This is a genomic window from Microbacterium sp. ABR10, from assembly GCF_057812175.1.
In genome coordinates, this window is sequence record NZ_CM173821.1 from 2244272 (window position 1) to 2271178 (window position 26907).

Here is a 26907-nt window from a genome sequence, read left to right on the forward strand (position 1 = left end):
AGCGGGAGGGTGCGCGCACCGCGGGCGCTGGGCGCGGGTCAGTCCTCGAACGCGCCGTACACCTCGACGGTGTTCGCCGCGACCTGGGCGCCCAGTTCGTCGGCGTCGATGCCCAGCTCCGCCGCGAGGAAGCGCAGCGTGACCGGGATCAGGTACGGCGCGTTCGGGCGGCCCCGGTACGGTGCCGGCGTCAGGAAGGGCGCGTCGGTCTCGACGAGGATGCGATCGAGCGGCGTCACGGCGAGGGCGTCGCGCAGGTTCTGCGCGTTCTTGAACGTGACGTTGCCGGCGAACGACAGGTAATAGCCACGGTCGGCGGCGATGCGCGCCATGTCGGCGTCGCCCGAGAAGCAGTGGAACACGGTCTTGTCGGGCGCGACGACGCGCTCGAGGGTCTCGAGCACCGCGTCGTGCGCGTCGCGGTCGTGGATCTGCATGGCGATCCCGTGCTTCTTCGCCAGCGCGATATGCGCCTCGAATGAGCGCATCTGCGCCGGGATGCCATCGGCCCCGGTGCGGAAGAAGTCCAGGCCCGTCTCGCCGATCGCCCGCACGCGCGGCTCGGCGGCGAGCTCGTCGATCACGGCGATCGCGGCATCCAACTCGCCCGCCCGCTCGTACTCGGGAGCTTCGTTGGGGTGGATCGCGACGGCGGCGAGCACGCGCGGGTGCGAGCGCGCGGCCCACGCCGACCAGCGCGAGGAGTCGACGTCGCCGCCGGCCTGGACGACGCCGTGCACGCCGACGGTCAGCGCGCGCTCGAGTTGCTCGTCAAGGGACAGCCCGGTGTCGCCGTCCTCGATCTCGAGGTGGGTGTGGTTGTCGTAGACCGGGATGCCGAGCGGCTCGGGCGCGGGCGGATAGCTGACGTCGCGGCGGCCGTCGGCACTGCGCTCGCGCACGTACTGGCTGGGGTCACCCGCCTGGATCGTGCCGCGGGGGCGCTCGACGGAAGTCGATCCGGCGGCCGAACCCTTGGTCGGGCCGGGCCCCGCCGCACGGGAGCCCTGCTGCTCACCGTCAGCCGCGCCGGACGCCGGGGCCGGCTCCGGTGTCACGGGCGTCACGCCTGCTCGACGCGCGGGAACAACGGCGTGAGAACGGTGACCTTCGCCCCGGCACCCAGCGCGCCCCACTCCCCCGCCCGGCGGAGAGGCTGCTCGACGAGAAGCCCGAGGCCTTCGTCGGCGCCGAGGGCACTCCACAGCTTCTCGGTCGAGCTCGGCATGACCGGCGACAGCAGCACCGCGAGGGCGCGCAGACCCTCGGCCGCGGTGTAGAGCACCGTGCCGAGGCGCTCGCGCTGCGCCTCGTCTTTGGCGAGGGCCCACGGCTCGTTCTCGGTGATGTAGCCATTGAGAGCGTCGACGATGGTCCAGACGGCGGCGATGGCCTCGTCGATGCGGAAGCGCTCCACGGCGGAGTCGGCGGCTGCCGCGGCATCCGCCACGATCTTCTGGATCGCCAGGTCGCCCTCGGCATAGGCGCCGGCCGACGGCACGACCCCCTCGAAGTACTTCTCGATCATCGCGACGGTTCGCGACGCCAGGTTGCCGAAACCGTTGGCGAGCTCGGCCTGGTAGCGGGCCGACAGGTCTTCCCACGAGAAGGACCCGTCTTGCCCGAAGGCGATGGCGGAGAGGAAGTAGAAGCGGTACGCGTCGGAGCCGAACACGTCGGTGATCTCGGTGGGCGCGATGCCGGTGAGCTTCGACTTCGACATCTTCTCGCCGCCGACGAGCAGCCACCCGTGGGCGAAGACGCCGCGGGGCACGTCGAGACCGGCGGCCATGAGCATGGCCGGCCAGATGACGGCGTGGAAGCGCAGGATGTCTTTGCCGACCACGTGGAACGCCGGCCACCGGCGGGCGAACTGCTCGGGGTCGTTGCCGTAGCCGACGGCGGTGGCGTAGTTGAGCAGCGCGTCGACCCACACGTAGATGACATGCGAGGGGTCCCAGGGCACCGTGATGCCCCAGTCGAACGCCGAGCGCGAGATCGAGAGGTCTTTCAGACCGCTGCGGACGAACGAGACGACCTCGTTGCGCGCCGATTCGGGCCGCACGAAGTCGGGCTCGGTCTTGTACAGCTCGAGCAGCCTGTCTTGGAACTCGCTGAGCTTGAAGAAGTAGTTCTTCTCCTGCAGCAGTTCGAGGGGCTTGGAGTGGATCGCGCACACCTTGAGGCCCTCGAAGGGACCGGTGCCGTCGACGATCTCGGCCTCGGGCTTGAACTCCTCGCAGCCGACGCAGTACAGCGCCTCGTATTCGCCCGCGTAGATGTAGCCGCGGTCGAACAGCGCCTGCACGAACTGCTGCACGCGCTCCTCGTGTCGTGGCTGCGTCGTGCGGATGAAGTCGTCGTTGGCGACGTCGAGCGTCTCGAGGAGCGGGAACCACGACTCGGTGACGAGCTTGTCGACCCATTCCTGCGGCGTGACGTTGTTGGCGGCCGCGGCGCGCAGCATCTTCTGGCCGTGCTCGTCGGTGCCCGTCAGCATCCAGGTGTCATCGCCCGCCTGGCGGTGCCAGCGCGCGAGAGTGTCGACGGCGACGGTCGTGTACCCGTGCCCGATGTGGGGCAGATCGCTGGGGTAGTAGATCGGCGTCGTGATGTAGAAGGATCGGCCGGAAGTCACGTGAGGATTCTACGCAGGAGGCACCCACGCAGCCGACCGTGTGACGCCCCGACCGCGCCGCCGTCCGGTCGCGCAAGCAGGCGCGTGAGGGGTCGTCTTTGTCGCCGCGGGCGATACTCGGCGACACGTTCCGACCCCTCGCGCGCGGTGCGGGCCGAGGACGGGCGTCAGCGCTTGACGGCGAGTCCCGCCTGGTACAGCTCGCGCGAGGAGTGACCGGTCTGCGACGCGACCTCGGCGGCCGCCTCTTTGAGCCGCGTCCCACCGCGCACGAGCTCGAGCACCTGGGTGACGGCATCCGGGAACGCCACCTCGCGGGCTTCGGCTCCGCCCACGACGATCGCGATCTCCCCGCGCACGCCCTCCGCGGCCCACGCGGCGAGTTCGGCGAGGGTGCCCCGCTTGACCTCTTCGTAGAGCTTGGTCAGCTCGCGGCAGACGGCGGCGGGGCGATCGGCGCCGAACGCCGTGGCGAGGTCGTCGAGGGTGGATGCCAGTCGCGACGGCGACTCGAAGAACACGAGGGTCCGCTCCTCGGAGGCCAGCTGCGCGAAGGCTCTGCGGCGCTCCCCGGGCTTGCGGCGCGGAAACCCCTCGAACGCGAAGCGGTCGGTGGGGAGCCCCGCGACGGCGAGCGCGGTGACGACGGCGCTCGGGCCCGGGAGGGCGGTGACGGTGACACCGGCCGCGGCCGCCGCAGCGACGAGACCGTACCCGGGGTCGCTCACCGTCGGCATACCGGCGTCGCTGAGAACGAGCAGATCGTCTTCGCGGGCGAGCTCGACGAGCTCCGCCGCCCGCTCCTTCTCGTTGTGATCGTGCAGGGCGATCAGCCGCGGGCGGTTCTCGACGCCGAGGCCCGCCAGCAGGCGCTGGGTGGTGCGGGTGTCTTCGGCGGCGACCACACGAGCGTTCTCGAGCGCCTCGACGAGGCGCTTCGAGGCGTCACCGAGGTTGCCGATCGGCGTCGCCGCAAGGATGATCACCGCCCCACCTTATGCTGGGGCGCGTGAGCACCGCTGTCCCCTCTCTGCGTCCCGAGGTGGAGCGCACGCGCCTCGATCGATGGCGCGACGTGCTGCTGGGCGACCCCCGGGGGCTCCGACTGTGGCGTTGGCTGGCGCCGGCGCTCGTCACGATCGTCGCCGGGGTGCTGCGCCTGTTCGACGTCGGCACACCGCACGCGCTCGTGTTCGACGAGACGTACTACGTGAAGGACTCGTGGAGCCAGTGGGTGCTCGGCTACCCGTCGGCATGGCCCGAGAACGCCGATCCGAGCTTCGTCGCCGGCGACACCGACATCTTCACCGGCGTGGGCAGCTACGTGGTGCATCCGCCTCTCGGCCGCATCCTGATCGGCGCCGGAATGGCGCTGCTCGGTCCCGACTCGGCCACGGGATGGCGACTGTCGGCCGTGATCTTCGGCACAGCCACCGTGCTGCTGGTCTACCTGCTCGCGCACAACCTCACCCGCTCGATCACGTTCGCCACCGTGGCATCCGGTCTCATCGCGATCGACGGTCTGAGCATCGTGCTCAGCCGCACCTCGCTGCTCGACGTGTTCCTGACCTTCTTCGTCGTGCTGGCGTTCTGGTTCGTCGCGCTCGATCACAAACGCACCGGCGACCGTCTCGACGCCGCCATGGACAAACTCCCCGGCACCACCCACAACTGGGGACCGTTGCTGTGGGACCGCCCGTGGCTGCTGGCGGCGGGCGCCGCCGCCGGTGCCGCCACGGCGGTGAAGTGGTCGGGGCTGTACCTGATCGCCGCGATCGGCATCTACGTCGTCGTGACCGATGCGCTGGCGCGCCGCCGCGTCGGGATCGTGCAGTGGCCGATGGATGCCGTTCGCCAGGGCCTGATCTCGTTCGTGCTCATCGTGCCGGTGTCTCTCGTGGTGTACCTGACGAGCTGGTCGGGCTGGTTGTTCACGACCGGCGGCTACATGCGCAGCAGCGAAGCTCTGGGCACCGGTCTGCTGTCATTCCTTCCCGTGCCGCTGCAGAACCTCTGGGCCTACCACGAGTCGATGTACGGCTTCCACGTCGGACTCGTGACCCCGCACAGCTACGCAAGCCCCGCGTGGCAGTGGCCGCTGCTGATCCGTCCCACCTCGATGTATTGGCACCAGGACGACTTCGGCGTCAACGGCTGCGCGCTTCCGAACGGCTGCACCGAGGCGATCTCGAGCAACGCGAACCCGCTCATCTGGTGGGCGGGCATCGCGGCATCCGTGTATCTGCTCGTGCGCTTCGTCCTGGTGCGCGACTGGCGCCATGCGCTGGTGCTGACGGGCCTGGGCGCCACCTACCTCCCGTGGCTGCTGTACCCCGAGCGCACGATCTTCCAGTTCTACACGGTGGCGATGGTGCCCTTCCTCGTGCTCGCGGTGGCTTTCGCCCTGCAAGACGCCGTGCGGGGCGTCTGGCGGCTCTCCCGCGCCCACGCACAGGTGATCGCGGTGGTGTTCCTCGTCGTCTGCATCGGGATCTCGGCGTTCTGGTATCCGGTGTGGGCGGGCCTTCCCGTCTCGTACGAGTTCTGGCGCCTGCACAACTGGCTGCCCAGCTGGATCTGACGTGTCACGGGGCGACGACTGGCTGCACGACCCGCGGCCGATCCAGCGCGTCAAGGTGTTCCGCGACGCGCCCGTCGATGCGCGGGCGTGGCCGGCCGACATCCCCGCCGTCGCTCACTTCCTCGACGTCGCGAGGACCGACGGGTGGGAGTTCGGCGCGGGCGTGACCTTCCTCGTCGGCGAGAACGGCTCGGGCAAATCGACGCTGATCGAGGGCATCGCCGAGGCGTACGGCCTGCCCGCGGAGGGCGGGTCGACCAACGGCGGCGGTGAGACCCGCCGTACCGAGAGCCCGCTCGGCGAGTGGCTGCGCGTCGAACGCAGCCCGCGCGCCGCGCGGTGGGGCTTCTTCCTGCGCGCCGAGACGATGCACGGCTACTACTCGTGGCGCGACGACCTGCCCGACGCGCCGCCGAGCCTGCATCCGATGAGCCACGGCGAGTCGTTCAACGCCCTGCTCGACGAAGCGCTCGACCACCCCCGCTACGTCGCGGGGCTCGCGTGCCTCGACGAGCCCGAGGCAGCGCTGTCGTTCTCGTCGACGCTGCGGTGGTTGGCATCCCTCGATCGCATGCGCTCGCGCGGCACGCAGGTGATCTGCGCGACCCACTCCCCCGTACTGGCGGCGCTGCCGGGCGCGACGATCCTCGAGCTCGGCGAATGGGGCATCCGCGAAAGTGCGTGGGAAGACCTCGAGGTGGTGCGGTTGCAGCGCGGGTTCCTGGAAGCGCCGGGGCGGTTCTTGCGGCATCTGCTGGATTGAGGGCGGATCGGCGGGCGGCGACAACGGCGGAACGACCGCGGGCGCCACGATGCTCGCAGAATCACGCGCAACTCGCAGATGTGCGGGCGAATACCGCGAGAAAAGAGCTCGTCTGCGAGATTCGACAATGCGCTGACCGGCGCGAAGTATGCGTCGGCTCACTGGACCACCGTCATCTGCCGCGCCGGCCCCCATGCCGTCGTTGCCGAACCGAGGCGCCCGGCCGGACAAGCCTGCGGCCGCACACCCGATGACCCCGAACCACCCCCGGTGATCAACCATCCCCGCAATCTCGTCGTTCGAGGAGACTGAGCCGGTACGGCTGTGGGATAGCGACCTTGGGGTCCTACGGACGATCGAAGAGCAGTGAGTCGCGGGGAATATGGTGCAGAGCTGTGGCCTGACGCGTATCTGCCGCTCGATCCTGGTCATGACAGGGCATGAGGACGCTGGATAGGGTGGAACATGGCTGGTTCGCGCTTTCGGGGTATCGCACAGGTCAACGTCTGGGCTGAGGATGTGGCACGCGCCCGCGATTGGTATGCCGCGGTGTTCGGCATCGAGCCGTACTTCCAGCGGCCGGACGCGGACGCTCCGCTCTACGTGGAGTTCAGGCTCGGAGCGGACGAGGACGAGTTCGGGATCGTCTCCACAGATTTCGCGCCCGGCGCGCCCGTCCCTGCCGCCGGGTCGAGAGACGTCTGCCCGCGCGGTGTCATTGCGCGGTGGCACGTGGACGACCTCCGCTCCGTTGTCGCGGATCTGCTCGAGCGCGGCGCGAAAGAGTGGGAACCCGTCGTAGAACGGGAAGCCGACTTCATCACGGCATCGGTGGTCGACCCGTTCGGTAACGTTCTCGGACTGATCCAGAGCCCGCACTTCGTCTCTCGCGGTTCGTGAGGCCCACCGTCGACCGCGGACTGGGGCGAGCGAGTGGTCCGGGGTATCGGATCCGTCCAGCCCGCCGAGCCGGACCCGCGCTCGCGTCAGACGCACCCGGCCCCACGCGTCAGACCAGCGCCGCCGGATTCGTCGTCGGCAACGCGCACGTGAACGCGCGGCAGTCGTACGCCGTCGCCTCGCCGCGCAACGCGACCTTGGCCTCGAACAGCTCGAAGCCCGCCGCGGCGAACGCGACGGCCTGAGCGGGCGACACCACGGCGACCACGTCGGCGGCGACCCGACGCGCGGCGTCGGCGATCTCGGCATCGGGCTCCCCCACCACGACGACCTGACGCGGCGCGGATGCCAAACCCACCGCGACCTCGAGGATCGCTCCGTGCGCGAGGGGCGTCGACAGCGCGGCCTCGGCGGCGGCGCGCACGAGGGTCTCGGCGGCGGTGCGGTATCGCTCCCCCGCCCCCAGGCGCCAGAGGTCGAGCGCTGCCGCGGCGAACACCGACGGCCCCGAGGGCGACGCGCCGTCGCTGGGCACTCCGTGCGGCTGCATGCCCTGCGCGACGAGCACGGGATCGCCACCGCCGGGAGGATGGATGCCGTCGGCGCCGAGGCACTGGTCGACGAGGCCCCGCGCGCGCTCGGCGTACGCGACCTCGCCGGTCGCCCGCGCGAGGGCGAGAAGGCCCCGCGCGAGGCCGCCGTAATCCTCGAGTGTCGCGGGAGCGGCGGAACGGATCTCGTCGAGCGACGCGCGCCGGAGCGTGCCGTCGTCGGCGACGTTGCTCTCGAGTACCGCGTCGGCCGCCCAACGCGCGGCCTCGAGGAAGCGCGGGTCGGTGCGGGTTCCGGCGGCGGCGAGTGCGGCGATCGCGTGGCCGTTCCACCCCGTGACGACCTTGGCATCCAGAGCCGGGGGCTGCAGCGCCGACCGGTCGGTCACGCGGTAGTAGCCGCCCTCGTTGCGGACGCCGTCGATGATCGACTCCGAGTCTTGGGCTGCGGCGATCCCGCCCGACGGCAGCTGCAGCACGTCGACGAGGAAGCGCGCCGCATCGGTCGCGACGGACTCGTCGGACGCTGCGAGCGCGACCTCGATCAAACCCGCATTGTCGGTGAGCATGCGCTCGTAGTGCGGCACGCTCCAATCGCGGCGGGTGGCGTAGCGGAAGAAGCCGCCCTCGACGGTGTCGTGCAGGTCGGAGCCGGCCATGGCCGACAGGGCGCGGGATGCCACGTCCGCCGCCTCGGGGGCGTCCGAGGCGAGCGCGGGGTGCTGCAGGAAGCGGAGCACGGGCGTGTTCGGGAACTTCGGCGTCTCGAAGGCCGGTCCCGCGGCGAAACCGGCGTACTCGCGATCCTCGCGCGCGGCGACGGTGCGCGCGGCGGCGGCGAGCTGCAGGAGGGACGGGGGCGCATCGGCGGGGGCGGTCGCGGCGGCCGAGAGCGCGTCGCGCAACGAGGAGCCCGTGGCATCCACCTCGCTCCGGCGCTCGGTCCACGCCTCGCGGACCGCGGCGAGCACTTGGCGGAACGACGGCTGGGGCGGGCGCGGTGCGGGCGGGAAGTACGTGCCGGCGTAGAACACGCGGCCCTCGGGGGACGCGAAGACCGTCAGCGGCCACCCGAGGTGCGGGGTGAACGCGGACGCGGCGTCGAGGTAGGCGGCATCCACATCGGGATGCTCCTCGCGGTCGACCTTGACCGCGACGAAGCCGTCGTCGAGGATCGCGGCGATCTCGGGGTCTTGGAACGACTCGCGTGCCATCACGTGGCACCAGTGGCAGGTGCTGTAGCCGATCGAAATCATCACGGGGACGTCTCTCTCGGCCGCGAGCGCGAACGCCTCGGCCCCCCACGGGAACCACGCGACGGGATTGTCGGCGTGGGCCCGGAGGTAGGGGCTCGAGGCGTTCGCGAGGCGGTTCATGCGCGCCTTGTCAGATCACTCGACGTCGTCGGGGTGCGAGCCGACCCGGCCCGAACCGTCACCGGGGTCGACGGCGTCGATCGCGGCCATCTCGTCGGAGGTGAGCTCGAAGTCGAACAGGTCGAAGTTCTCTTCGAGGCGCTCGCGGCGCACCGACTTGGGGAACACGATGAAGCCGTGCTGGATGTGCCAGCGCAGAACGGCCTGCGCCGGGGACTTGCCGTGGGCCTCGGCGGCATCCTTCACCGCGGGAAGTTCGAACAGGTCGTACTTGCCCTGGCCGAGCGGGCCCCACGACTCGATGTGCATGTCGTGCTCCTGGCCCCAGGCGGCGATCTCGCGCTGGCTGAGGGCGGGGTGCAGCTCGATCTGATTGACCACGGGGGTGACCCCGGTCTCGGCCACGATGCGGTCGAGGTGCGGCACGAGGAAGTTCGAGACGCCGATGGAACGGGTCTTGCCCGCCTCGCGGATCTCGATGAGCTTCTGCCAGGCGTTGAGGTAGTTGTCGGCCTTGGGGGTCGGCCAGTGCACGAGGTACAGGTCGACGGCGTCGAGGCCGAGCTTCTCGAGGCTCTCGTCGATCGCGGCGTGCGGGTCGTCGCCATCGTGGCGCGCGTTCCACAGCTTCGTGGTGACGAAGAGGTCGTCGCGGGAGATGCCGCTGGAGGCGATAGCGCGGCCGACACCCTCTTCGTTCTTGTAGATCGCGGCGGTGTCGATGTGGCGGTAGCCGACCTCGAGGGCCTCGGACACGGCGCGCTCGGCGTCGTCGGCGGGCACGAGGAACACGCCGTAGCCGAGCTGGGGGATGGAGTTTCCGTCATTGAGCTGAACAGAAGGAACGGTCATGGCATCCACCCTAGGAGCCGCCTCCGACATCGGATCCGGGGGTTGACGGCCCCTACGACAGCGGAGGTGCGGATGCCGCTCGGGCGAGCGCGTCGGCCACCAGCCGCACATTCTCGGTGACCGATCCCGCCGTGACCCGCACCCGCTGCTGCGCGGAGGCGTCGGCCATGAACGGCCCGCCCGCGGCCACCGCGATGCCCTCCGCGGCGAGGTGGACGACGGCGGCGCGCTCGTCGCGGACGGGCAACCACAGGTTGATGCCGTCGGGTGCGCCCACGTCGATGCCCAGGCGGCGAAGGGCCGCCGCCATGCGGTCGAGCCGGTCGCGGTAGATGAGCCGGGCCGTGCGGACCGGCGCGACCGAGCGCGAGTCGGTGAGCAGTTCGAGGAGCACGCTCTGCAGCAGGCGCGACGTCCACCCCGGTCCCAGCATTCGGCGCCGCACGATGCGCTCGACGATACGGGCGGGTCCGCCGAGGGCGGCGATGCGCAGGTCGGGGCCGTGCGATTTCGAGAACCCCCGCACGTGCACGACCTGGCCGGGGAGCCACCGCGCGAGGGTGACCGCCGGAGCGGTGGCGATGAGGGCCGAGTGGTCGTCCTCGATCACCGTCACCTCTCGCCCGCCCGGAACGGTGAGCAGCACGTCGGCCAGACGTCTCGCCCGCTCGACCGACATCGACACTCCGGTGGGGTTCTGCGCCCGGGTCTGCAGCACCAGCGTCGACGGCCGCTGCGCGAGCGCACGCGCCAGGGAGGCGGGCAGGATGCCGTCGGCGTCGCTCTCGAGCGGCAGGACGACGCCCCCGGCGGCATCCACCAGATCGAAGATGTAGGGGAACCCCGGGGACTCCACCGCGACCCGGTCGCCGAAGCGCACGACCTGCTCGACCGCGCGGGAGATGCCGTCGAGCGCTCCGTCGACGACGGTGAGTGCCTCGACCGTCCGCACCGGCCAGTCGTCCACGAGGGCGTCGTGCAGCTCGGGGAGGACGGGAAGGTCGTGGTAACGGCCGGTGTCGGCGCGCGGACGGGCCCGGGAGAGCGCCCGCTCGAGCGAGGGCAGCATGGCAGGGTCGGGCGTGCCGAGCGAGAGATCGAGACGGATGCCGTGCGCGCCCCGCCCTCCGAGTCCGCTGGGAGCCGCGGCGGGTGGACCCTCGCCCGTGGACATCCCGCGCACCCGCGGACTCAGCCACTCACGCCGCTCCGAGCGGACGAAGGTGCCGGAGCGACCGCGGGAGGTGACGACACCCGCGTGGGCGAGGGCGCGCCACGCCGCCGCGATCGTTCCGGTGGACAGGCCGAGGTCGGCCGCCATCTGCCGCACGGTCGGAAGGCGCTCCCCCGGCACGAGCGTGCCGTCGGTGACCAGGCGGGCGATCTCCGCCGCCAGCCCCGCGGCGGAGCGGGATCCGAGGGCGCGGGGAGAGAGCATGCGGCTCCAATTAACGGCGAAGTCACCCGACGAAATCGTCGGGAAATGTTCAGGCGCGACAGTAACAGAACACCCCGTCAGAATGCGACCACCCGCATTCCCCCGCGGGGCAGAGATCGAGGAGGACCCATGACGACGGTGCGAGCGGCCATCACGCAGACCACGTGGACCGGTGACAAGGAATCGATGCTCGACAAGCACGAGCAGTTCGCCCGTGACGCGGCGGCGCGGGGAGCGGAGATCGTCTGCTTCCAGGAGCTGTTCTACGGCCCCTACTTCGGCATCACCCAGGACCAGAAGTACTACCGCTTCGCGGAGCCCGTCGACGGGCCGATCGTCCAGCGCTTCGCCGCCCTGGCGAAGGAGCTGGGCCTGGTCAGCGTGCTGCCCATCTACGAGGAGGCGCAGACCGGGGTGTACTACAACACCTCGGTGCTCGTCGACGCCGACGGCACCGTGCTCGGCAGCTACCGGAAGAACCACATCCCGCACCTCGACAAGTTCTGGGAGAAGTTCTACTTCCGCCCCGGCAACCTCGGCTACCCCGTCTTCGACACCGCGGTCGGCAAGGTGGGCATGTACATCTGCTACGACCGGCACTTCCCCGAGGGCTGGCGCGAGCTGGGCCTGAACGGCGCCCACATGGTGTTCAACCCGAACGCGACCAAGCCCGGCCTCTCGAACCGCCTGTGGGAGGTCGAGGGCCCGTGCGCCGCCGTCGCGAACGGCTACTTCGTGCTGCAGCCGAACCGCGTCGGCCGCGAGGACAACGAATACGGCGAGGACGCCGTCACCTTCTACGGAACGAGCCAGGTCATCGATCCGCGGGGCAACCATGTCGGCGCGGTGGGCTCGTCGGAGCACGAGGAGATCCTCATCCGCGACCTCGACATGGACCTCGTGCAGCAGATGCGCGACGACTGGCAGTTCTACCGCGACCGCCGCCCCGACACCTACGGCGAGATCGTGGAGGCCTGACATGGCCACCACCCTGCTCACGCGCGGCACCGTCGTGTCGGCGACGGGTCGCACCGCCGCCGATGTGCTCCTGGACGGCGAGAGCATCGCCGCCGTGCTCGCGCCCGGGTCGACCCTGCTCGGCCACGACCTCGCGGCATCCGTCGACACCGTCATCGACGCCACCGGCAAATACGTCATCCCGGGCGGGATCGACGCGCACACGCACATGCAGCTGCCCTTCGGCGGCACGAGTGCCTCGGACACGTTCGAGACCGGCACGCGCGCCGCCGCGTGGGGCGGCACGACCACGATCGTCGACTTCGCCGTGCAGCGCACCGGCGAGCGCGTGCAGGACGGCCTCGCCCACTGGCACGAGCTCGCCGCGGGCAACTGCGCGATCGACTACGGCTTCCACCAGATCGTCGGAGGGGTGGATGCCGACTCCCTCGCGGCTCTGCCGGGGCTCATCGACGAGGGCATCTCGAGCTTCAAGATGTTCATGGCCTACCCGGGCGTCTTCTACGCCGACGACGCGCAGATCCTGCGGGCGATGCAGGTGGCCGCCGACACGGGCCTGTTGACGATGATGCACGCCGAGAACGGTCCCGTCATCGACGTGCTCGCCGAGCAGCTGATCGAGAAGGGGAAGACCTCGCCGTACTTCCACGGCGTCGCCCGCGCGTGGCAGATGGAGGAGGAGGCCACCCACCGCGCGATCATGCTGTCGCACCTCACCGGCGCCCCGCTGTACGTCGTGCACGTCAGCGCGAAGCAGGCCGTCGAGCAGCTCGCCTGGGCGCGCGACAACGGCCAGAACGTGTTCGGCGAGACGTGCCCGCAGTACCTCTACCTCTCGCTGGAGGATCAGCTCGGCGCCACGAGCGAGGAGTGGGGCGACTTCGAGGGTGCGAAATGGGTGTGCTCCACGCCGCTCCGCTCGAAGCAGGAGGGCCACCAGCACCACATGTGGCAGGCCCTGCGCACCAACGACATCCAGATGGTGTCGACCGACCACTGCCCCTTCTGCATGAAGGACCAGAAGACCCTCGGCCAGGGCGACTTCCGCGCGATCCCCAACGGCATCGGCTCGGTCGAGCACCGCATGGACCTGATGTACCAGGGCGTCGTCACGGGGCAGATCACGCTCGAGCGGTGGGTGGAGCTGACCAGCACGACGCCGGCACGCATGTTCGGGATGTACGGCAAGAAGGGCGTGATCGCCCCCGGCGCCGACGCCGACCTCGTCGTCTACGACCCGGCCGGTCACACGTCCATCGGTGTGGGCAAGACCCACCACATGAACATGGACCACTCCGCGTGGGAGGGCTACGAGATCGACGGGCACGTCGACACCGTCATCTCGCGCGGCAAGGTCGTCGTCGACGACGGCGCCTACCTGGGCGCGCCGGGCGACGGCCGGTTCGTCAAGCGCGGCCTGAGCCAGTACCTGATCTGAGAGGAGACCCCATGGACTTCGGTGTCGTCCTGCAGACGAACCCCCCGGCCGCCCGCACGGTGCAGCTGTCGCAGCTGGCCGAGGCGCACGGCTTCAGCCACGTGTGGACCTTCGACTCGCACCTGCTGTGGCAGGAGCCGTACGTCATCCACTCCGCCATCCTCGCGGCCACCCGCCGGGTGACCGTCGGCCCGTTCGTGACCAACCCCGCGACCCGCGACTGGACCGTCACGGCATCCACGTTCGCCACGCTCAACGAGATGTACGGCAACCGCACGATCTGCGGCATCGGCCGCGGCGACTCCGCGGTGCGCGTCACCAACGGGCGCCCGACGACGCTGAAAGCGCTGCGCGAGTCGATCCACGTCATCCGCGAGCTCGGCAACTCCCGCGCCGTGGAGTACAACGGCGCGACGCTGCAGTTCCCGTGGAGTCGCGGGTCGGAACTCGACGTGTGGGTGGCCGCCTACGGTCCGCTCGCGCTGAAGCTCACCGGCGAGGTGGGCGACGGCTTCATCCTGCAGCTCGCCGACCTCGACATCGCCGAGTGGATGATCGCGACCGTCCGCAAGGCCGCGGAAGACGTGGGCCGAAACCCCGACGAGATCGCCTTCTGCGTCGCCGCCCCGATGTACATCGGCGAGGACACCCCCGAGGCGCGCGCCCACATGATCGAGCAGTGCCGCTGGTTCGGCGGGATGGTCGGCAACCACGTCGCCGACATCGTGACCAAATACGGCCCTTCGACAGGCTCAGGGACCGCCGAGAAGGTACCCGCGGCCCTCACCGACTACATCGCGGGGCGCACCGGATACGACTACAACTCGCACGGCAAGAGCAACAACGACCACGTCGACTTCGTGCCCGACGAGATCGTGGAGCGCTTCTGCGTGCTCGGCACCGCCGAGGAGCACATCGCCAAGCTCGAGAAGCTCCGTGCCCTGGGCGTCACCCAGTTCGCGGGCTACCTGCAGCACGACAACAAAGAGGAGACGATGCGGGTCTACGGCGAAACCGTCATCCCCGCGCTCACTCCCCCGGTGACGGCGAAGCGGTGACACGCTTGTGACCGACCAGGTGATCGCCCCCGGTACGGCGGCGCCCGTCGAGACGGCGGAAGAGGGACGGATGCCGCGGGACTCCGGCATCCGTTCCTCCCGCGCCCGCACCGCCGCGGTTCGAGCGGGATGGGGAATCGCCGGTATCGCGGTCGTCGTCACCGCGTGGGAGCTGTACAAGACGTTCGGCCCCGCCGACGGCCTCACGGTCGGCAGCGACGGATCGGCCGGTTCCGGCGTGATCCTGCTCCCGCGCACGAACGACCGCGCCATGCCGCACGTGTGGGACATGGTCACGCGCATGTTCGCACCGACGAGCGGCGGGGACACCCCGCCGCTGATCGTGTCCGTCGCGGGAGCGGCGGGGATGACGCTCGGCCTCGCCGCCCTCGGCTGGGTGATCGGCGTCGTGGTCGGCTCGCTCCTGGGCATCGCGATGCAACGGTGGCGTCTCGTCGAGGCGGGACTCCTGCCGTGGATCGTGGTGAGCCAGATCGTGCCGCTCATCGCCTTCGCACCGGTGGTCAACGCCATCGGCACCCAGGTGGACCGCTCGGGCTTCCCCTGGCCGCCGTGGTTGTCGGTGGCGCTCATCGCGTCGTACCTGGCCTTCTTCCCCGTCGCCGTCGGCATGCTGCGCGGCCTCTCGGCGCCCGACGCCCTGCACCTCGACCTTATGCGCGCGAACTCGGCCGGCTGGGGGCAGACGCTCGTGCGACTGCGCCTCCCGGCGGCCGTACCGTACCTGTTGCCCGCGCTTCGCCTCGCCGCCGCGTCCGCGGTCGTCGGCGCCGTCGTCGCCGAAGTCTCGATCGGCCTCCGTGGCGGCATCGGACGCATGCTCATCCAGCTCGCCGGCCAGGCCTCATCCGACCCGGCCGCCCCCTGGGCCCCCACCTTCGGCACCGTCGTGATGGGACTCGTCGCAGCCGGCGGCGTCGCGCTCGTCGGGGTCGCACTGCACCGTTTCCGTCGCGGGGAGGACACCGCATGACCACCCAGACCGTCACCGACCTCGCCGTCCGCGCCGCGGGCGTCGGCAAGGTGTTCCCCAGCGCCGGCGGCGAGGTGACCGCCCTCACCGGGGTCGACCTCACCGTCGCCGCGGGCGAGTTCGTCTCACTGATCGGGCCCTCCGGCTGCGGCAAGTCGACACTGCTCCGGCTCATCGCCGACCTCGACAGCCCCACCGGCGGCGAACTGACGCTGTACGGCAAGTCGGCGCGCCAGGCGCGCCTCGACCAGGACTACGGCATCGCCTTCCAGCAGGCGGCGCTGCTGCCGTGGCTGACGGTGGCCGCGAACATCGCTCTCCCTCTCGACCTGCACAAGTGGTCCCGCGCCCGCCGCGACGCCCGCGTGGCGGAGCTCGCCGAACTCGTCGGGCTGACCGACTTCATCGGCCGCTACCCCGACCAGCTCTCCGGCGGTATGCAGCAGCGCGTCGCCATCGCCCGCTCCCTCGCCGCACAGCCCCGGCTGCTGCTGATGGACGAGCCGTTCGGCGCGCTCGATGAGATGACCCGCGAGCGGCTCCAGTCCGAACTCGCGCGCATCGCCGCCGAGACCGGTGCCGCGGTGGTGTTCGTGACCCACTCCATCCCCGAGGCGGTGTTCCTCTCCGACCGCGTCGTCGTCATGAGCCCTCGGCCGGGGCGCATCACCGACGTGATCGACACCCGCCCCGGCCGCGAGCGCGACGACCACCTCCGCGAGTCGCCGGAGTTCTTCGCCCGCGTCACCGCCGTGCGCGAAGCGCTGCACGGAGCCCCCGTCCAGCGGGCGAACGAACGATGAACGGGGTCCGACGCGCGGCGCGCCAGCCGGTGGCATTCGGGATCCCCCGACGGACCACGGATGCCGTGACCCGGCGTGCCGTGGCATCCGTCACCGCCGGAGGTCGGCGATGAACGCCACGCCCCTGCCCGGCTGGGCGCGACTGGCCGCCCCCGTCGTCGTGGGGCTCGCGGGACTGCTCGCCTGGTACGCGTTCGTCGCCTCGGGCAGCGCGCCGCGGATGTTGCCCGATCCGATCACGGTCGCGACCGAGCTCGTCGAGCGCTTCCCCCTGGTGTGGGAGGCGGCCGGCATCACCGGCACGAACGCCCTCGTGGGGCTGCTCGCCGGAACCGTCGTCGCGGTGCTGCTCGCCGCCCTCGCCGCGACCTGGCGGCCGGTCGACGGCATGACCGCGCCGCTGGTCGCAGCCCTAGCGGTGGTGCCGATCGTCGCACTCACCCCGATCCTGAACACCATGTTCGGGGCGTCCAGTCAATTCGGACGCCAGGCCGTTGCCGGGATCGCGGCCTTCGTGCCCGTTTTCGTCAACACCCTCCGCGGACTCCGTCAGACGCGCCCGGTGCAACGCGACCTGTTCCGGGCCACCGCCGCCACCGGCGGACAGACGTTCCTGCGGCTGACCCTTCCCACCGCGCTGCCCTACCTGCTCACGGGCGTGCGGGTCGCGGCATCCCTCGCCGTCATCTCCGCCCTCGTCGCGGAGTACTTCGGGGGTCCGGCCGACGGCATCGGAACCGCCATCGCCACGTATGCCAAGTCGGGCCGCGCGGCCCTGGCCTGGGCGTTCGTGGGCGGGGGCATCGCGATCGGTCTCGTCTTCTTCGTCGTCACCGCCCTGCTCGAACGCGTCGTCGCGAAACGGCTCGGCGCCCTGCGCCCGTGACGCCGGCGACACCTGAAACCTGTACCACCCGACATCCGCTCCACCCGAACCGGAAGGACCTTCCATGAGACACAGCACCCGTCGCGCCCTCGGCGCGATCGCGGGGGTCGCGGCCGCGACCCTCGCCCTCTCGGCCTGCTCGGGAGGCGGCTCCGAGCCGTCGGCGGCCGATGGCGAATTCACCCCGCTGACCTCGGTGAAGCTGCAGCTGCAGTGGCTGCCGCAGGCCCAGTTCGCCGGCTACTACGTCGCCCTCGATCAGGGGTACTTCCAGGAGGAGGGCTTCGACGACGTCGAGGTGCTCCCCTCGGGCGGCGACATCGTGCCGCAGGACGCCCTCGTCGCGGGCGACGTCGACTTCGCCGTCGCGTGGGTTCCCAAGGTTCTCGGAACGCTGGAGAACCAGGGGGTCGAGCTCACCGACATCGCCCAGGTGTTCCAGAAGTCGGGCACCACCCAGGTGTCGTGGAAGGACTCCGGCATCACCGGCGTCGAGGACTTCGAGGGCAAGCGCATCGGCTCGTGGGGCTTCGGCAACGAGTGGGAGATCTTCGCCGCGATGGCCGACCAGGGCCTCGACGCCTCGACCGTGCAGATCACGACGCAGGACTTCTCGATGAACGCGCTGCTGGACCGCGACGTGGATGCCGCCCAGGCGATGACCTACAACGAGCTCGCGCAGCTGTTCGAAACGGTGAACCCCGCCACCGGGAATCTGTACACGATGGACGACGTCGACGTGATCTCGTACGAGGACACCGCCGGAGCCATGCTGCAGGATGCCATCTGGGCCGACACGCAGCGACTGGCCGACGATCCCGCCTACGCCGATGCCGCGAAGCGCTTCCTCAAGGCCGTCGTGAAGGGCTGGGTGTATGCCCGCGACAACCCCACCGAGGCAGCGGAGATCACCTACGCCGCGGCGACCGCGCCGGGTGTCGACGCCTTCCCCGTGGGTCCCACACACCAGCTGTGGCAGATGAACGAGGTCAACAAGCTCATCTGGACCGGCGGAGAGTTCGGCATGATCGACTCGGCCGCGTGGGACCAGACGGTCGAAGGCGCCCTGAAGGCCGTCAACCAGGACGGCCTCAATCTCATCACCGAGGAGCCGGGCGACTCGGCGTACTCGAACGACTACATCGAGGACGCGCTCTCCGAGCTGAAGGACGAGGGGATCACCGTCGACGGTGAGTACACGCCGATCGAGGTGACGCTGACCGAGGGCGGCAAGTAGTCCGGGTACACGGTGGGGCGGCTCTTCCCGGGGCCGTCCCACCGTCGTGTCCGCGCGCCGAGCCGCCCCCGGCCGACCGTGGTTGACTACCCCCATGTCCGTCACCCCTCCGGCCCATCACGCGCAGCGCAGCCCCGACTCGGGCGTGCGGCGCGGTCTGAAGCTGGCCGCGATCGCTCTGGCCGTCCTCGTGGTGGCATCCGTGGCTGTCGGCGGGTTCTACGCGTGGTCGCTCACGCAGCGCCTGCAGGAGGCCGCGGTGCCGCTTCCGGACGCGCCCTCCGAGCCCCCCGCCCTGAGCGCCTACACGGGTCCCTTCGCGGTGCTGGTGGTCGGAACCGACGAGTGCGACGACGTCGTCTCGGCGGCCTTCGGGCCACGGTGCTCGGACCCCGAGAACGACGGTGCGCGAAACGACGTCAACATGCTCGTGCATGTGTCGGCCAACCCCCGCCGTGTCACGGTGGTCTCGTTCCCGCGTGACCTCCAGGTCGAGATCCCCGAGTGCACGGCCGCCGACGGCAGCACCTTCGCCGGCGCCTTCAAAGCGTCGATCAACACGGCCTACGAAGCCGGTGGACTCACCTGCGTCGCCGAGACCGTGTCGGAGTTGAGCGGCCAGAGCATCCCCTTCGCCGGGAAGGTGAGCTTCGGGAACGTCGTCAACATCACCGACGCCATCGGCGGCGTCGAGGTCTGCATCGCGGGCGACGGCATCGACGACCCCGACGCCGGTATCGACTGGCCTGCGGGGCCACGGGTCGTGAAGGGCTTCGACGCCCTGGCGTTCCTCCGCACCCGGTACGGCGTCGGCGACGGCAGCGACCTGGCCCGCATCGGCAACCAGCAGCAGTACCTCTCGCGGCTGATCAACAAGCTCCGCAGCGACGAGGTGCTGTCGAACCCCGGCACGCTGCTGGGCCTGGCCAACACGGCCGTGAACAACATCACGCCGAGCGAGAGCCTCGCCGACCCGGTGCGCATCGCGCAGCTCGCCTACACGCTCAAGGACGTCCCCTTCAGCGACATCACCTTCGTGCAGTACCCGGTCGTCGACGACCCCGACGACAGCAACCGCGTCGTGCCCGACCTCGAGGCCGCCGACACGCTGTGGCAGGCCCTGGCCGACAACGCCCCCCTGGCGCTGACGGGCGGTCTCAGCGGCAACGACGGTGTCATCGCCGACCCGTCCGCCCCGACGGCGGAACCCACGGAACAGGCACCGGATGCCGCGACCTCGGCGCCCGACGCCGGCGCCACGCCCGGCGCGAGTGCGGCGCCCGATGTCGTCGAACTTCCGAGCAACATCAACGGGTCGAAGGCGAATCAGCCGACGTGCTCCGACGGAAACGGCTGATCCGGCGCGATCCGCCGGAGCCGTGGCATCCGGATCCTCCGCGATCCGCTTAACCTCAGCGCGTTCCACCGAATCCCAGCTGAGGTTGTGCGGATCGCTGAGGTTGCGCACGCCTCCGCGGGTCGCGGCGGCCAGCCACGCCGTCTGACGCCGTCAGCGCAGGTGCGTGTCGGCGTAGACGGTCATGGCGTCCCGGATCACGGCGGCGTTGCGCTCCCCGCCGTACACGGCGGCGAAGCGGGCGTCCGATACGTAGAGCTCGCCGAGACCGATGTAGGACTCGGCATCGGGGGTCCGGCCCCACTGGTCCGTGATCCAGCGATGATGCGTCTGGACGAGCGCCTGCAGTGCGGGGTCGTCGGGGGTTCGTCCCGTCGCGGCCGCGTCGCGCAGGGCGGCGTTGAGGTCACGACCGCGGTCGTCGTCGGCGCGACGCTGCTCGGGGCTGAGGGCGCGTCGGCGGGCGGCGCTGCGCTCCCACGCGTCGTCGCCCCACCGCTCGCGGACCTCGTTCTCGTAGCGGGAGTCGTCCACTCCCGCCAGGGCGTCGTCGATGCTCACGTCTCTTCCTTCCTCCAGGGCCGTCAGGGTGTCGCGCACCGCGGTGATGCGCTGCTCGAGGCCCGACCGCGTGCGTTCCAGCGCCGCGAGGTGCGCACGCACCGTGTCGGCGAAGGACTGCTCGTCGCCCAGCGCCCGCGCGATATCGGGCAGCGAGAGGTCGAGCGCGCGAAGCGACAGGATGCGGTAGAGGCGGGCGATCTCCGCGTCGCCGTAGAACCGGTATCCGTTCTCGGCGACCCGCGCCGGACGCAGCAGCCCCACGCTGTCGTAGTGCCGCAGCGTACGGCTGGTGACTCCGGCCGCACGGGCGACGTCGGCGATGGGCCATTCGTTCATGGCATCCACCCTGCCGATTGACGCCGCGGCAGAGTCAAGTGCCGGGATCGTTCAGGCCCATGAGCGACCATCGAGGGGTGAAGAGTCCCGCGCGTCCGACCGCCCTGCTGATGCTCGCGGCGCTGACCCTCACCGCGTGCGCCCCCGCCACGGCACCCACGGTGTCACCGACCACGACGATCGCGCCTACGCCGACGCGCACGCCCACCCCGACCCCCACGCCGACGCCCGACCCGCTCGCGGGCATGAGCGTCGCCGACAAGGTGGGGCAGATGTTCATGGTCGGAACCTCGGTCGACGGCGCTGACCCGACCACGCTCGCGGCCGTGGCCGACGACCACATCGGCGGCGTCTTCCTGCACGGACGATCGGATGCCGGTACGCAGCCGATCGCCGGCCTGGTGTCGCAGTTCACCGCCGCCGTCAGCGTCGACGACCCCGGACTGTGGGTCGCGACCGACCAGGAGGGCGGCACGGTGCAGGTGCTCTCGGGGCCGGGCTTCGACGGCATCCCGTCGGCCGTCGAGCAGGCGCAGCAGCCCGACGCGCAACTGCGGACGAACGCGTCGACGTGGGGCGCGCAGCTCGCCGCGGCGGGCGTGAACATGAACCTCGCGCCCGTCGCCGACATCGTCACCAGTCCGGAGTTCGCGGCATCCAATCCGCCGATCGGCGAGCTGGCACGCGAGTACGGCTACGACGGCGCGACGGTCGCCGCGAAGGCCGGTGCCTTCGCGGCGGGAATGCGCGACGGCGGCGTGCTGCCGACCTTCAAGCACTTCCCGGGGCTCGGTCACGTCGACGACAACACCGATTACTCCACCGGGGTCACCGACGAGGTGGTCACCGCCGACGGACCCGATGTCGGCGTCTACCGCACCGTCCTGTCGCAGGGCCCGGCGGTGGTCATGCTCTCGACGGCCGACTACGCCTTGATCGACCCGGGCGTCCCCGCGGCATTCTCCTCCCGCGTCGTCGGGGTGCTCCGTGACGGCGCGGGATTCGAGGGCGTCGTGACCTGCGACGACCTCTCCGCCGCCGATCAGGTGGGAGGCTACTCGCCGGCCGATCGCGCCACCCTCGCCGTCGAGGCGGGGGTCGACCTCCTGCTGGTGTCGGCCGACCCGTCGGTCTACCCCGAGATGCACCAGGCGGTACTCGCCCGCGCGCAGAGCGACCCCGCATTCGCGGCGAGAGTGGATGCCGCCGTCACCCGCATCCTGGCCCAGAAGGCGTCGATGCCCTGAGACCCGGCGCGGCGCGGGTCGAGGAGGCGCGGGTCGAGGAGGCGCGGGTCGAGGGGGCGCGGGTCGAGGAGGCGCGGGTCGAGGAGGCGCGGGTCGAGGAGGCGCGGGTCGAGGGGGCGCGGGTCGCTGCGGCGCAGGGCAGTGACAAACGCTCTCTGACGCGAGGCAAGGCGCGACGCGGCGTTTCTCGCACGCAGAAGCGTTTCTCGGGCGGCCGCGCGGCGCAGCAAGCGCGATCAGCGGCGGCGTGACGGCGCGGTGACGCGGCGACGTGACGGCGCGATACGCCCCCGGGCGCGACGCCGCGATAGGCTGGAAGGCTGTGTCTGTCGAACCCGTCATCGTCTACCCGCCCGAGCTGCCCGTCAGCGCCGCGCGGGAGGAGATCGCGCGCGCCATCCGCGACCACCAGGTCGTGATCGTCGCGGGCGCGACCGGCTCGGGCAAGACCACGCAGCTGCCGAAGATCTGCCTCGAGCTCGGCCGCACCTCCATCGCCCACACGCAGCCCCGCCGCATCGCCGCGCGCACGATCGCCGAGCGCATCGCCGACGAGATGAAGGTGCCGCTGGGCTCCACCGTCGGCTACAAGGTGCGCTTCACCGACAAGGTGTCGGCCGACACCCGTGTGGCGCTGGTGACCGACGGCATCCTGCTCAACGAGATCCACCGCGACCGGCTGCTGCGCCGCTACGACACGATAATCGTCGACGAGGCGCACGAGCGCTCGCTGAACATCGACTTCCTGCTCGGATACCTTCGCCGCATCCTGCCGAAGCGCCCCGATCTCAAGGTCATCGTCACCTCGGCCACGATCGACCCCGAGAGCTTCGCGCGGCATTTCGCTGCGCCGCCGACCGAACCCGGCGGTGAACCGGTTCCCGCGCCGGTGATCGAGGTGTCGGGGCGTACGTACCCGGTCGAGATCCGGTATCGGCCTCTCGACGGCGCGGACCAGACGCCGAACGACTCCGACGACGAGGCTCCGGATGCCGGCACCCCGGCGTCGGTGCCCCAGAAGCCCCGGAGTTCGGCACGGCCCGCCCCGAAGGCCGGCCGCCCCGACGACGACGTCGACGAAGTCGGGGCGGTCGTCGCCGCCCTCCGCGAGCTCGACCGGGAGTCCGCGGGCGACGTGCTCGTCTTCTTCCCCGGCGAGGCCGAGATCCGGGATGCCGCAGATGCCATCCGCGGGGCGTACCAGAAGGACGCCGCCCCCACCGAGGTGCTCCCCCTCTACGGCCGGCTCTCCGCCGCGGAGCAGCATCGCGTCTTCGAGCGCTCGAGCGTGGCGGGCGTCCGCCGTCGCGTCATCCTCGCCACCAACGTCGCTGAGACGAGCCTCACCGTCCCCGGGATCCGCTACGTCGTCGACACCGGCACCGCGCGCATCTCCCGCTACAGCAACCGCTCGAAGATCCAGCGGCTGCCGATCGAGGCCGTCTCGCAGGCGTCGGCGCAGCAGCGCTCCGGGCGCGCCGGCCGCACGTCGCCGGGTATCGCGATCCGGCTCTACTCCGAAGACGACTTCACGCGCCGCCCGGAGTACACCGAACCCGAGATCCTGCGTACGTCGCTGGCATCCGTCATCCTGCAGATGCTGTCCCTGGGCTTCGGCGACATCCAGGCGTTCCCGTTCCTGACCCCGCCCGACTCGCGGGGTGTGAAGGCGGCGTTCGACCTGCTCGTGGAGCTCGGCGCGGTGAAGCTTCCGGCGCCGGGGACGCGGGGCGGCGGCGAGTCAGCGCGGGAGCGCGACGTGCGCGGCGACGGCGACCCCTCGCGCCAGCGCTCGAGCCGCCGTGACGAGAGCGGCCCGCGCCTCACCGAGATCGGCCGCGAGATCGCGCGTCTGCCCATCGACCCGCGATTCGCCCGCATGCTCATCGAGGCGCGACGGAACGACGTGCAACCCGAGGTGCTCGCGATCGTCTCGGGCATGTCGATCCAGGACGTGCGCGAGCGCCCCGAGGAGCGCCGCGAGGAGGCCGACCGGTTCCACGCGCGTTTCACCGATCCCACCAGCGACTTCCTCTCGCTGCTGAACCTCTGGGACTACCTGCAGGAGAAGCAGGCCGAGCTCGGATCCAGCGCCTTCCGACGCCTCTGCCGCAGCGAGCACCTCAATTACGTGCGCGTGCGCGAGTGGGTCGATGTGCACCGGCAGCTCCGGTCTCTGGGCGGCGAGGGCGGGCGCAGCGAGGGTCGTTCGCAGAACCATGTCCCACAAACGGTGGGTTCGGGCCGCTCTCACCCGCACGATTCGGGACATGCACCGTCACAAGTGGGACGAGGTCCTTCCACCACCGGCCGGACGGGACGTCCTCCGGCGGAGGCGCGAGGAGGACGCGGCGACACCGCCCCCGAGGGACACGCCGCCGGCGACGCCATCCACCGCTCGATCCTCTCCGGACTGCTGTCGCACCTCGGCATCCTCGACGCGCGCACGATGGCCCAGACCAAGGACCGCAAGACCCCGGGCGACGCACGACCGGTCAAGGGCGAGTACATCGGGGCGCGCGGGGCGCGCTTCGCGATCTTCCCCGGCTCGGGGCTGAAGAAGAAGCGCCCGGCCGCCGTCATGGCCGCCGAACTCGTCGAGACCTCCCGCCTGTTCGCCCGCACGGTCGCCGCCGTCGACCCCGCCTGGGCGGAAGACCTCGCTCCCGACCTGGTGAAGCGCTCGCTCAGCGAGCCGCACTGGTCGAAGGATGCCGGCTCCGCCGCCGCCTACGAGAAGGTCACCCTCTTCGGGGTCGAGCTCGTCGGACGCCGCCGCGTGCAACTCGCGCGCTTCGACCGGCCGCTCGCGCGCGAGATGTTCGTGCGCCACGCGCTCGTCGAGGGCGAATGGGACCCCTCGGTGCTCGACAAGCGGCTCACGGCGTTCCTTCGCCGCAACGTCGAACAGCGCCGACTGCTCGAGAAGATCGAGGAGCGCGAGCGTCGCCGCGACATCCTCGTCGGCGACGAAGCGGTGTTCGCGTTCTACAACGCGCGCATTCCGGCCGACGTCACCGACGTGCGCTCGTTCGAGACGTGGTGGAAGGATGCCATCACCCGCACGCCCAACCTGCTCGACCTCCGCGAGTCCGACCTCACCGGTGATCGCGCGCAGGGTGACGACCGGGCGTTCCCCGCGCGCTGGCGTCAAGGCGACCAGACGCTGAACCTCGCCTACCGCTTCGAGCCCGGAGCTCCCGACGACGGTGTCACGGTGGTGGTGCCGCTCCCCCTCCTCGCCCAACTGCGCCCCGACGGCTTCGACTGGCAGGTGCCGGGCATGCGCGACGAACTGGTCACGGCACTGCTCCGGGCGTTGCCGAAGACCATCCGCCGCAACGTGGTGCCCGCCGCGGACTGGGCCGAGAAATTCAGCGCCGAACTCGCCGAGAAGGGGCCCGAGCACGCGAACGGTCTGCCGAGGACGACCCTCGTCGACGCGCTCGCCGCCCTCGTGCAGCGCGTGGCGAACCAGCGCGTGAGCGCCGCCGACTTCGAGCTCGAGCGGGTCCCTGGTCACCTGAGCCCGTCGTTCCGCGCAGTCGACGCGCGGGGGCGCGCGATCGGCAGCGACCGTGACCTGGGGGCGCTGCAGCGCCGCCTCGCCGACAGGGCCCGCTCCAGCGTCGAGTCGGCCATCACCCGCGAGCGCCCCGCCGCGCGTTCCGCCGCGGCGAAGGTCGCCGAGGCCTCCCCCGCGTTCGCCTCGCGAACGACGCTCACCGCGTGGGACTTCGACGAACTCACCGAAGTCGTCGACACTCCCGTCGCCGGCGGCGTCGTGCGCGGGTATCCGGCTCTCGTCGACGAGGGCGACAGCGTGGCTCTGCGCGTCGAGGCGACCCCCGAGGATGCGGCGCGGCTCACGCGCGCCGGCGTCCTGCGTCTGATGCTGCTCGCCGTCCCCTCCCCCGCCAGCTACGTGCTCGACCACCTCACCGCGAACGAGAAGCTCGCCCTGGCGGCATCCCCGTACCAGAACGCGAAGGCCCTGATCGAGGATGCGCGCGTCGCCCTGGCCGACGACCTGTTGGGGCGCGAGAACCCGAGCGGCGTCGTGCGGACGAAGGCGGATTTCGTGCGGGTGCGCGACGCGTTCTCGGCGGCATCCGTCGAACGCACGTTCCAGACCGTCTCGCTCGCGGCGAAGATCCTGCTCGCGCAGCGCGAGGTGGAGCGGGCGATGAAGGATGCGGCATCCATTACCCTCCTCGGCGCGCTCAACGACGTGCGGGGTCAGGTGAAGGGTCTGCTGTTCCCCGGCTTCCTCTCGCGGACCGGCCTCGCGCGCCTGCAGCACTATCCCCGCTACCTCACGGGCGCGCTCGAGCGCGTGAAGACCCTCACGGACAACCCGGGCCGTGATCGCCAGCGCATGACCGAGTTCGAGCGCGCCGCCGCGGGCTTCGTCGAGGCCGGCGGGACGGTGCCCCTCCCCTCCGGCGCCCCGGCGAACCTGGTGCAGACGCGGTGGCTGCTCGAGGAGCTGCGGGTGAGCCTGTTCGCCCAGCGCCTCGGCACCGCCGAGCAGGTGTCCCCACAACGCATTGCGAAGGCACTGAAGGGCTGAGCCCGGCTTCTCGCCGAGCCTTCGCACTCCCCGCGCCGCTTCCACTCGCGCAGCAGCGCCTCGAGGCTCCGGCGCTGAGTGGGGGCGAGCAGCGTCGGACCGCCGCGTGAGTCGCTGCACGCCCGCACCGACGTCCCGGCCTCGACCGGGCGCGGCCCGCGCGGGGGCCGGGCGCGAGGGTACCGGCGCCCGAATGTGGACATGACCACAAGTGGACGTTGCGCCCGAGGCGCGATGTCCGCCACGGTGAGAGCAGCGACCCCGGCGGTCGACCCGTTTCGAGGAATCGGACGATACCGTTCCCCTCGTTCCGCTCGTCTTGGCCGCCCTGCCCGCG

The 26907-nt window shown here is 70.9% G+C and carries 20 protein-coding genes; 13 read left to right on the forward strand and 7 right to left on the reverse strand.

What is annotated here, in order from left to right; genetic code table 11:
* Positions 1-38: 38 nt before the first annotated feature.
* The 3 genes from ACXKZF_RS10430 to rsmI all read right to left on the reverse strand — a co-directional run bounded on the left by ACXKZF_RS10430 (position 39) and on the right by rsmI (position 3624).
* On the reverse strand, positions 39-929 hold the full coding sequence (locus ACXKZF_RS10430) for a TatD family hydrolase (protein ID WP_488985991.1): 891 nt from the start codon (positions 927-929) through the stop codon (positions 39-41).
* Positions 930-1063: 134 nt separating this feature from the next.
* Positions 1064-2638 carry a methionine--tRNA ligase gene (metG, locus tag ACXKZF_RS10435; protein ID WP_055957008.1) on the reverse strand — a complete coding sequence of 525 codons (1575 nt, stop codon included), beginning with the start codon at positions 2636-2638 and terminating at the stop codon, positions 1064-1066.
* 167 nt (positions 2639-2805) lie between these two features.
* On the reverse strand, positions 2806-3624 hold the full coding sequence (rsmI, locus tag ACXKZF_RS10440) for a 16S rRNA (cytidine(1402)-2'-O)-methyltransferase (protein ID WP_055957007.1): 819 nt from the start codon (positions 3622-3624) through the stop codon (positions 2806-2808).
* 23 nt (positions 3625-3647) lie between these two features.
* Here rsmI and ACXKZF_RS10445 point away from each other — a divergent pair, with 23 nt between their 5' ends.
* The 3 genes from ACXKZF_RS10445 to ACXKZF_RS10455 all read left to right on the forward strand — a co-directional run bounded on the left by ACXKZF_RS10445 (position 3648) and on the right by ACXKZF_RS10455 (position 6882).
* Entirely contained in the window at positions 3648-5219 is a 1572-nt protein-coding gene (locus tag ACXKZF_RS10445; RefSeq protein WP_488984151.1) for a dolichyl-phosphate-mannose--protein mannosyltransferase, read from the forward strand.
* A 1-nt stretch (position 5220) separates the two neighbouring features.
* The gene (locus ACXKZF_RS10450) at positions 5221-5982 is read left to right on the forward strand and encodes an AAA family ATPase (protein ID WP_488984152.1); all 762 of its coding nucleotides are present in this window, start codon (positions 5221-5223) and stop codon (positions 5980-5982) included.
* Between the two features lie 465 nt (positions 5983-6447).
* On the forward strand, positions 6448-6882 hold the full coding sequence (locus ACXKZF_RS10455) for a VOC family protein (RefSeq protein WP_488984153.1): 435 nt from the start codon (positions 6448-6450) through the stop codon (positions 6880-6882).
* A gap of 109 nt (positions 6883-6991) precedes the next feature.
* On the opposite strand, the gene ACXKZF_RS10460 is transcribed toward ACXKZF_RS10455, so the two are convergent.
* From ACXKZF_RS10460 to ACXKZF_RS10470, 3 genes are read right to left on the reverse strand one after another with little or no spacing between them, the layout of a single operon-like run.
* A complete protein-coding gene (locus tag ACXKZF_RS10460; RefSeq protein WP_055957001.1) occupies positions 6992-8809 on the reverse strand; it encodes a thioredoxin domain-containing protein in 1818 nt (605 codons plus the stop codon).
* 15 nt (positions 8810-8824) lie between these two features.
* The gene (locus tag ACXKZF_RS10465; RefSeq protein WP_055957000.1) at positions 8825-9661 is read right to left on the reverse strand and encodes an aldo/keto reductase; all 837 of its coding nucleotides are present in this window, start codon (positions 9659-9661) and stop codon (positions 8825-8827) included.
* Between the two features lie 52 nt (positions 9662-9713).
* Positions 9714-11099 (reverse strand): aminotransferase-like domain-containing protein, encoded by a 1386-nt coding sequence (locus ACXKZF_RS10470; RefSeq protein WP_488984154.1) that lies wholly within the window; start codon positions 11097-11099, stop codon positions 9714-9716.
* A gap of 129 nt (positions 11100-11228) precedes the next feature.
* On the opposite strand from ACXKZF_RS10470, the gene ACXKZF_RS10475 reads away from it, so the two are divergent.
* The 8 genes from ACXKZF_RS10475 (at position 11229) to ACXKZF_RS10510 (ending at position 19850) form a co-directional block, all read left to right on the forward strand.
* The gene (locus ACXKZF_RS10475; RefSeq protein WP_055956996.1) at positions 11229-12077 is read left to right on the forward strand and encodes a nitrilase-related carbon-nitrogen hydrolase; all 849 of its coding nucleotides are present in this window, start codon (positions 11229-11231) and stop codon (positions 12075-12077) included.
* 1 nt (position 12078) lies between these two features.
* A complete protein-coding gene (gene hydA, locus ACXKZF_RS10480; RefSeq protein WP_488984155.1) occupies positions 12079-13515 on the forward strand; it encodes a dihydropyrimidinase in 1437 nt (478 codons plus the stop codon).
* 11 nt (positions 13516-13526) lie between these two features.
* On the forward strand, positions 13527-14573 hold the full coding sequence (locus ACXKZF_RS10485) for a TIGR03842 family LLM class F420-dependent oxidoreductase (protein ID WP_488984156.1): 1047 nt from the start codon (positions 13527-13529) through the stop codon (positions 14571-14573).
* 7 nt (positions 14574-14580) lie between these two features.
* The gene (locus ACXKZF_RS10490) at positions 14581-15567 is read left to right on the forward strand and encodes an ABC transporter permease (protein ID WP_082484989.1); all 987 of its coding nucleotides are present in this window, start codon (positions 14581-14583) and stop codon (positions 15565-15567) included.
* Complete coding sequence (locus tag ACXKZF_RS10495; RefSeq protein WP_243222380.1) at positions 15564-16370, forward strand: ABC transporter ATP-binding protein; 807 nt, start codon at positions 15564-15566, stop codon at positions 16368-16370. Before ACXKZF_RS10490 ends, ACXKZF_RS10495 begins: the two co-directional genes overlap by 4 nt.
* Before the next feature lie 109 nt (positions 16371-16479).
* Complete coding sequence (locus ACXKZF_RS10500) at positions 16480-17256, forward strand: ABC transporter permease (RefSeq protein ID WP_488984157.1); 777 nt, start codon at positions 16480-16482, stop codon at positions 17254-17256.
* A 64-nt stretch (positions 17257-17320) separates the two neighbouring features.
* Entirely contained in the window at positions 17321-18493 is a 1173-nt protein-coding gene (locus ACXKZF_RS10505) for an ABC transporter substrate-binding protein (protein ID WP_488984158.1), read from the forward strand.
* Positions 18494-18587: 94 nt separating this feature from the next.
* On the forward strand, positions 18588-19850 hold the full coding sequence (locus ACXKZF_RS10510; protein WP_488984159.1) for an LCP family protein: 1263 nt from the start codon (positions 18588-18590) through the stop codon (positions 19848-19850).
* Positions 19851-20003: 153 nt separating this feature from the next.
* Here the strand turns inward: ACXKZF_RS10510 and ACXKZF_RS10515 are convergent, their stop codons facing one another.
* The gene (locus ACXKZF_RS10515; RefSeq protein WP_488984160.1) at positions 20004-20750 is read right to left on the reverse strand and encodes a MerR family transcriptional regulator; all 747 of its coding nucleotides are present in this window, start codon (positions 20748-20750) and stop codon (positions 20004-20006) included.
* 59 nt (positions 20751-20809) lie between these two features.
* On the opposite strand from ACXKZF_RS10515, the gene ACXKZF_RS10520 reads away from it, so the two are divergent.
* On the forward strand, positions 20810-21997 hold the full coding sequence (locus ACXKZF_RS10520) for a glycoside hydrolase family 3 N-terminal domain-containing protein (protein WP_488984161.1): 1188 nt from the start codon (positions 20810-20812) through the stop codon (positions 21995-21997).
* A 322-nt stretch (positions 21998-22319) separates the two neighbouring features.
* On the forward strand, positions 22320-26570 hold the full coding sequence (locus ACXKZF_RS10525) for a DUF3418 domain-containing protein (protein ID WP_488984162.1): 4251 nt from the start codon (positions 22320-22322) through the stop codon (positions 26568-26570).
* The last annotated feature ends 337 nt before the right edge of the window (positions 26571-26907 follow it).

Coding starts and splice junctions, on each gene's coding strand:
- ACXKZF_RS10510 (WP_488984159.1), top strand. CDS start 18,588: ATGTCCGTCACCCCTCCGGCCCATCACGCGCAGCGCAGCCCCGACTCG.
- ACXKZF_RS10500 (WP_488984157.1), top strand. CDS start 16,480: ATGAACGCCACGCCCCTGCCCGGCTGGGCGCGACTGGCCGCCCCCGTC.
- ACXKZF_RS10520 (WP_488984161.1), top strand. CDS start 20,810: ATGAGCGACCATCGAGGGGTGAAGAGTCCCGCGCGTCCGACCGCCCTG.
- ACXKZF_RS10460 (WP_055957001.1), bottom strand. CDS start 8,809: ATGAACCGCCTCGCGAACGCCTCGAGCCCCTACCTCCGGGCCCACGCC.
- ACXKZF_RS10515 (WP_488984160.1), bottom strand. CDS start 20,750: ATGAACGAATGGCCCATCGCCGACGTCGCCCGTGCGGCCGGAGTCACC.
- ACXKZF_RS10470 (WP_488984154.1), bottom strand. CDS start 11,099: ATGCTCTCTCCCCGCGCCCTCGGATCCCGCTCCGCCGCGGGGCTGGCG.
- hydA (WP_488984155.1), top strand. CDS start 12,079: ATGGCCACCACCCTGCTCACGCGCGGCACCGTCGTGTCGGCGACGGGT.
- ACXKZF_RS10475 (WP_055956996.1), top strand. CDS start 11,229: ATGACGACGGTGCGAGCGGCCATCACGCAGACCACGTGGACCGGTGAC.
- ACXKZF_RS10455 (WP_488984153.1), top strand. CDS start 6,448: ATGGCTGGTTCGCGCTTTCGGGGTATCGCACAGGTCAACGTCTGGGCT.
- ACXKZF_RS10485 (WP_488984156.1), top strand. CDS start 13,527: ATGGACTTCGGTGTCGTCCTGCAGACGAACCCCCCGGCCGCCCGCACG.
- ACXKZF_RS10495 (WP_243222380.1), top strand. CDS start 15,564: ATGACCACCCAGACCGTCACCGACCTCGCCGTCCGCGCCGCGGGCGTC.
- ACXKZF_RS10465 (WP_055957000.1), bottom strand. CDS start 9,661: ATGACCGTTCCTTCTGTTCAGCTCAATGACGGAAACTCCATCCCCCAG.
- ACXKZF_RS10505 (WP_488984158.1), top strand. CDS start 17,321: ATGAGACACAGCACCCGTCGCGCCCTCGGCGCGATCGCGGGGGTCGCG.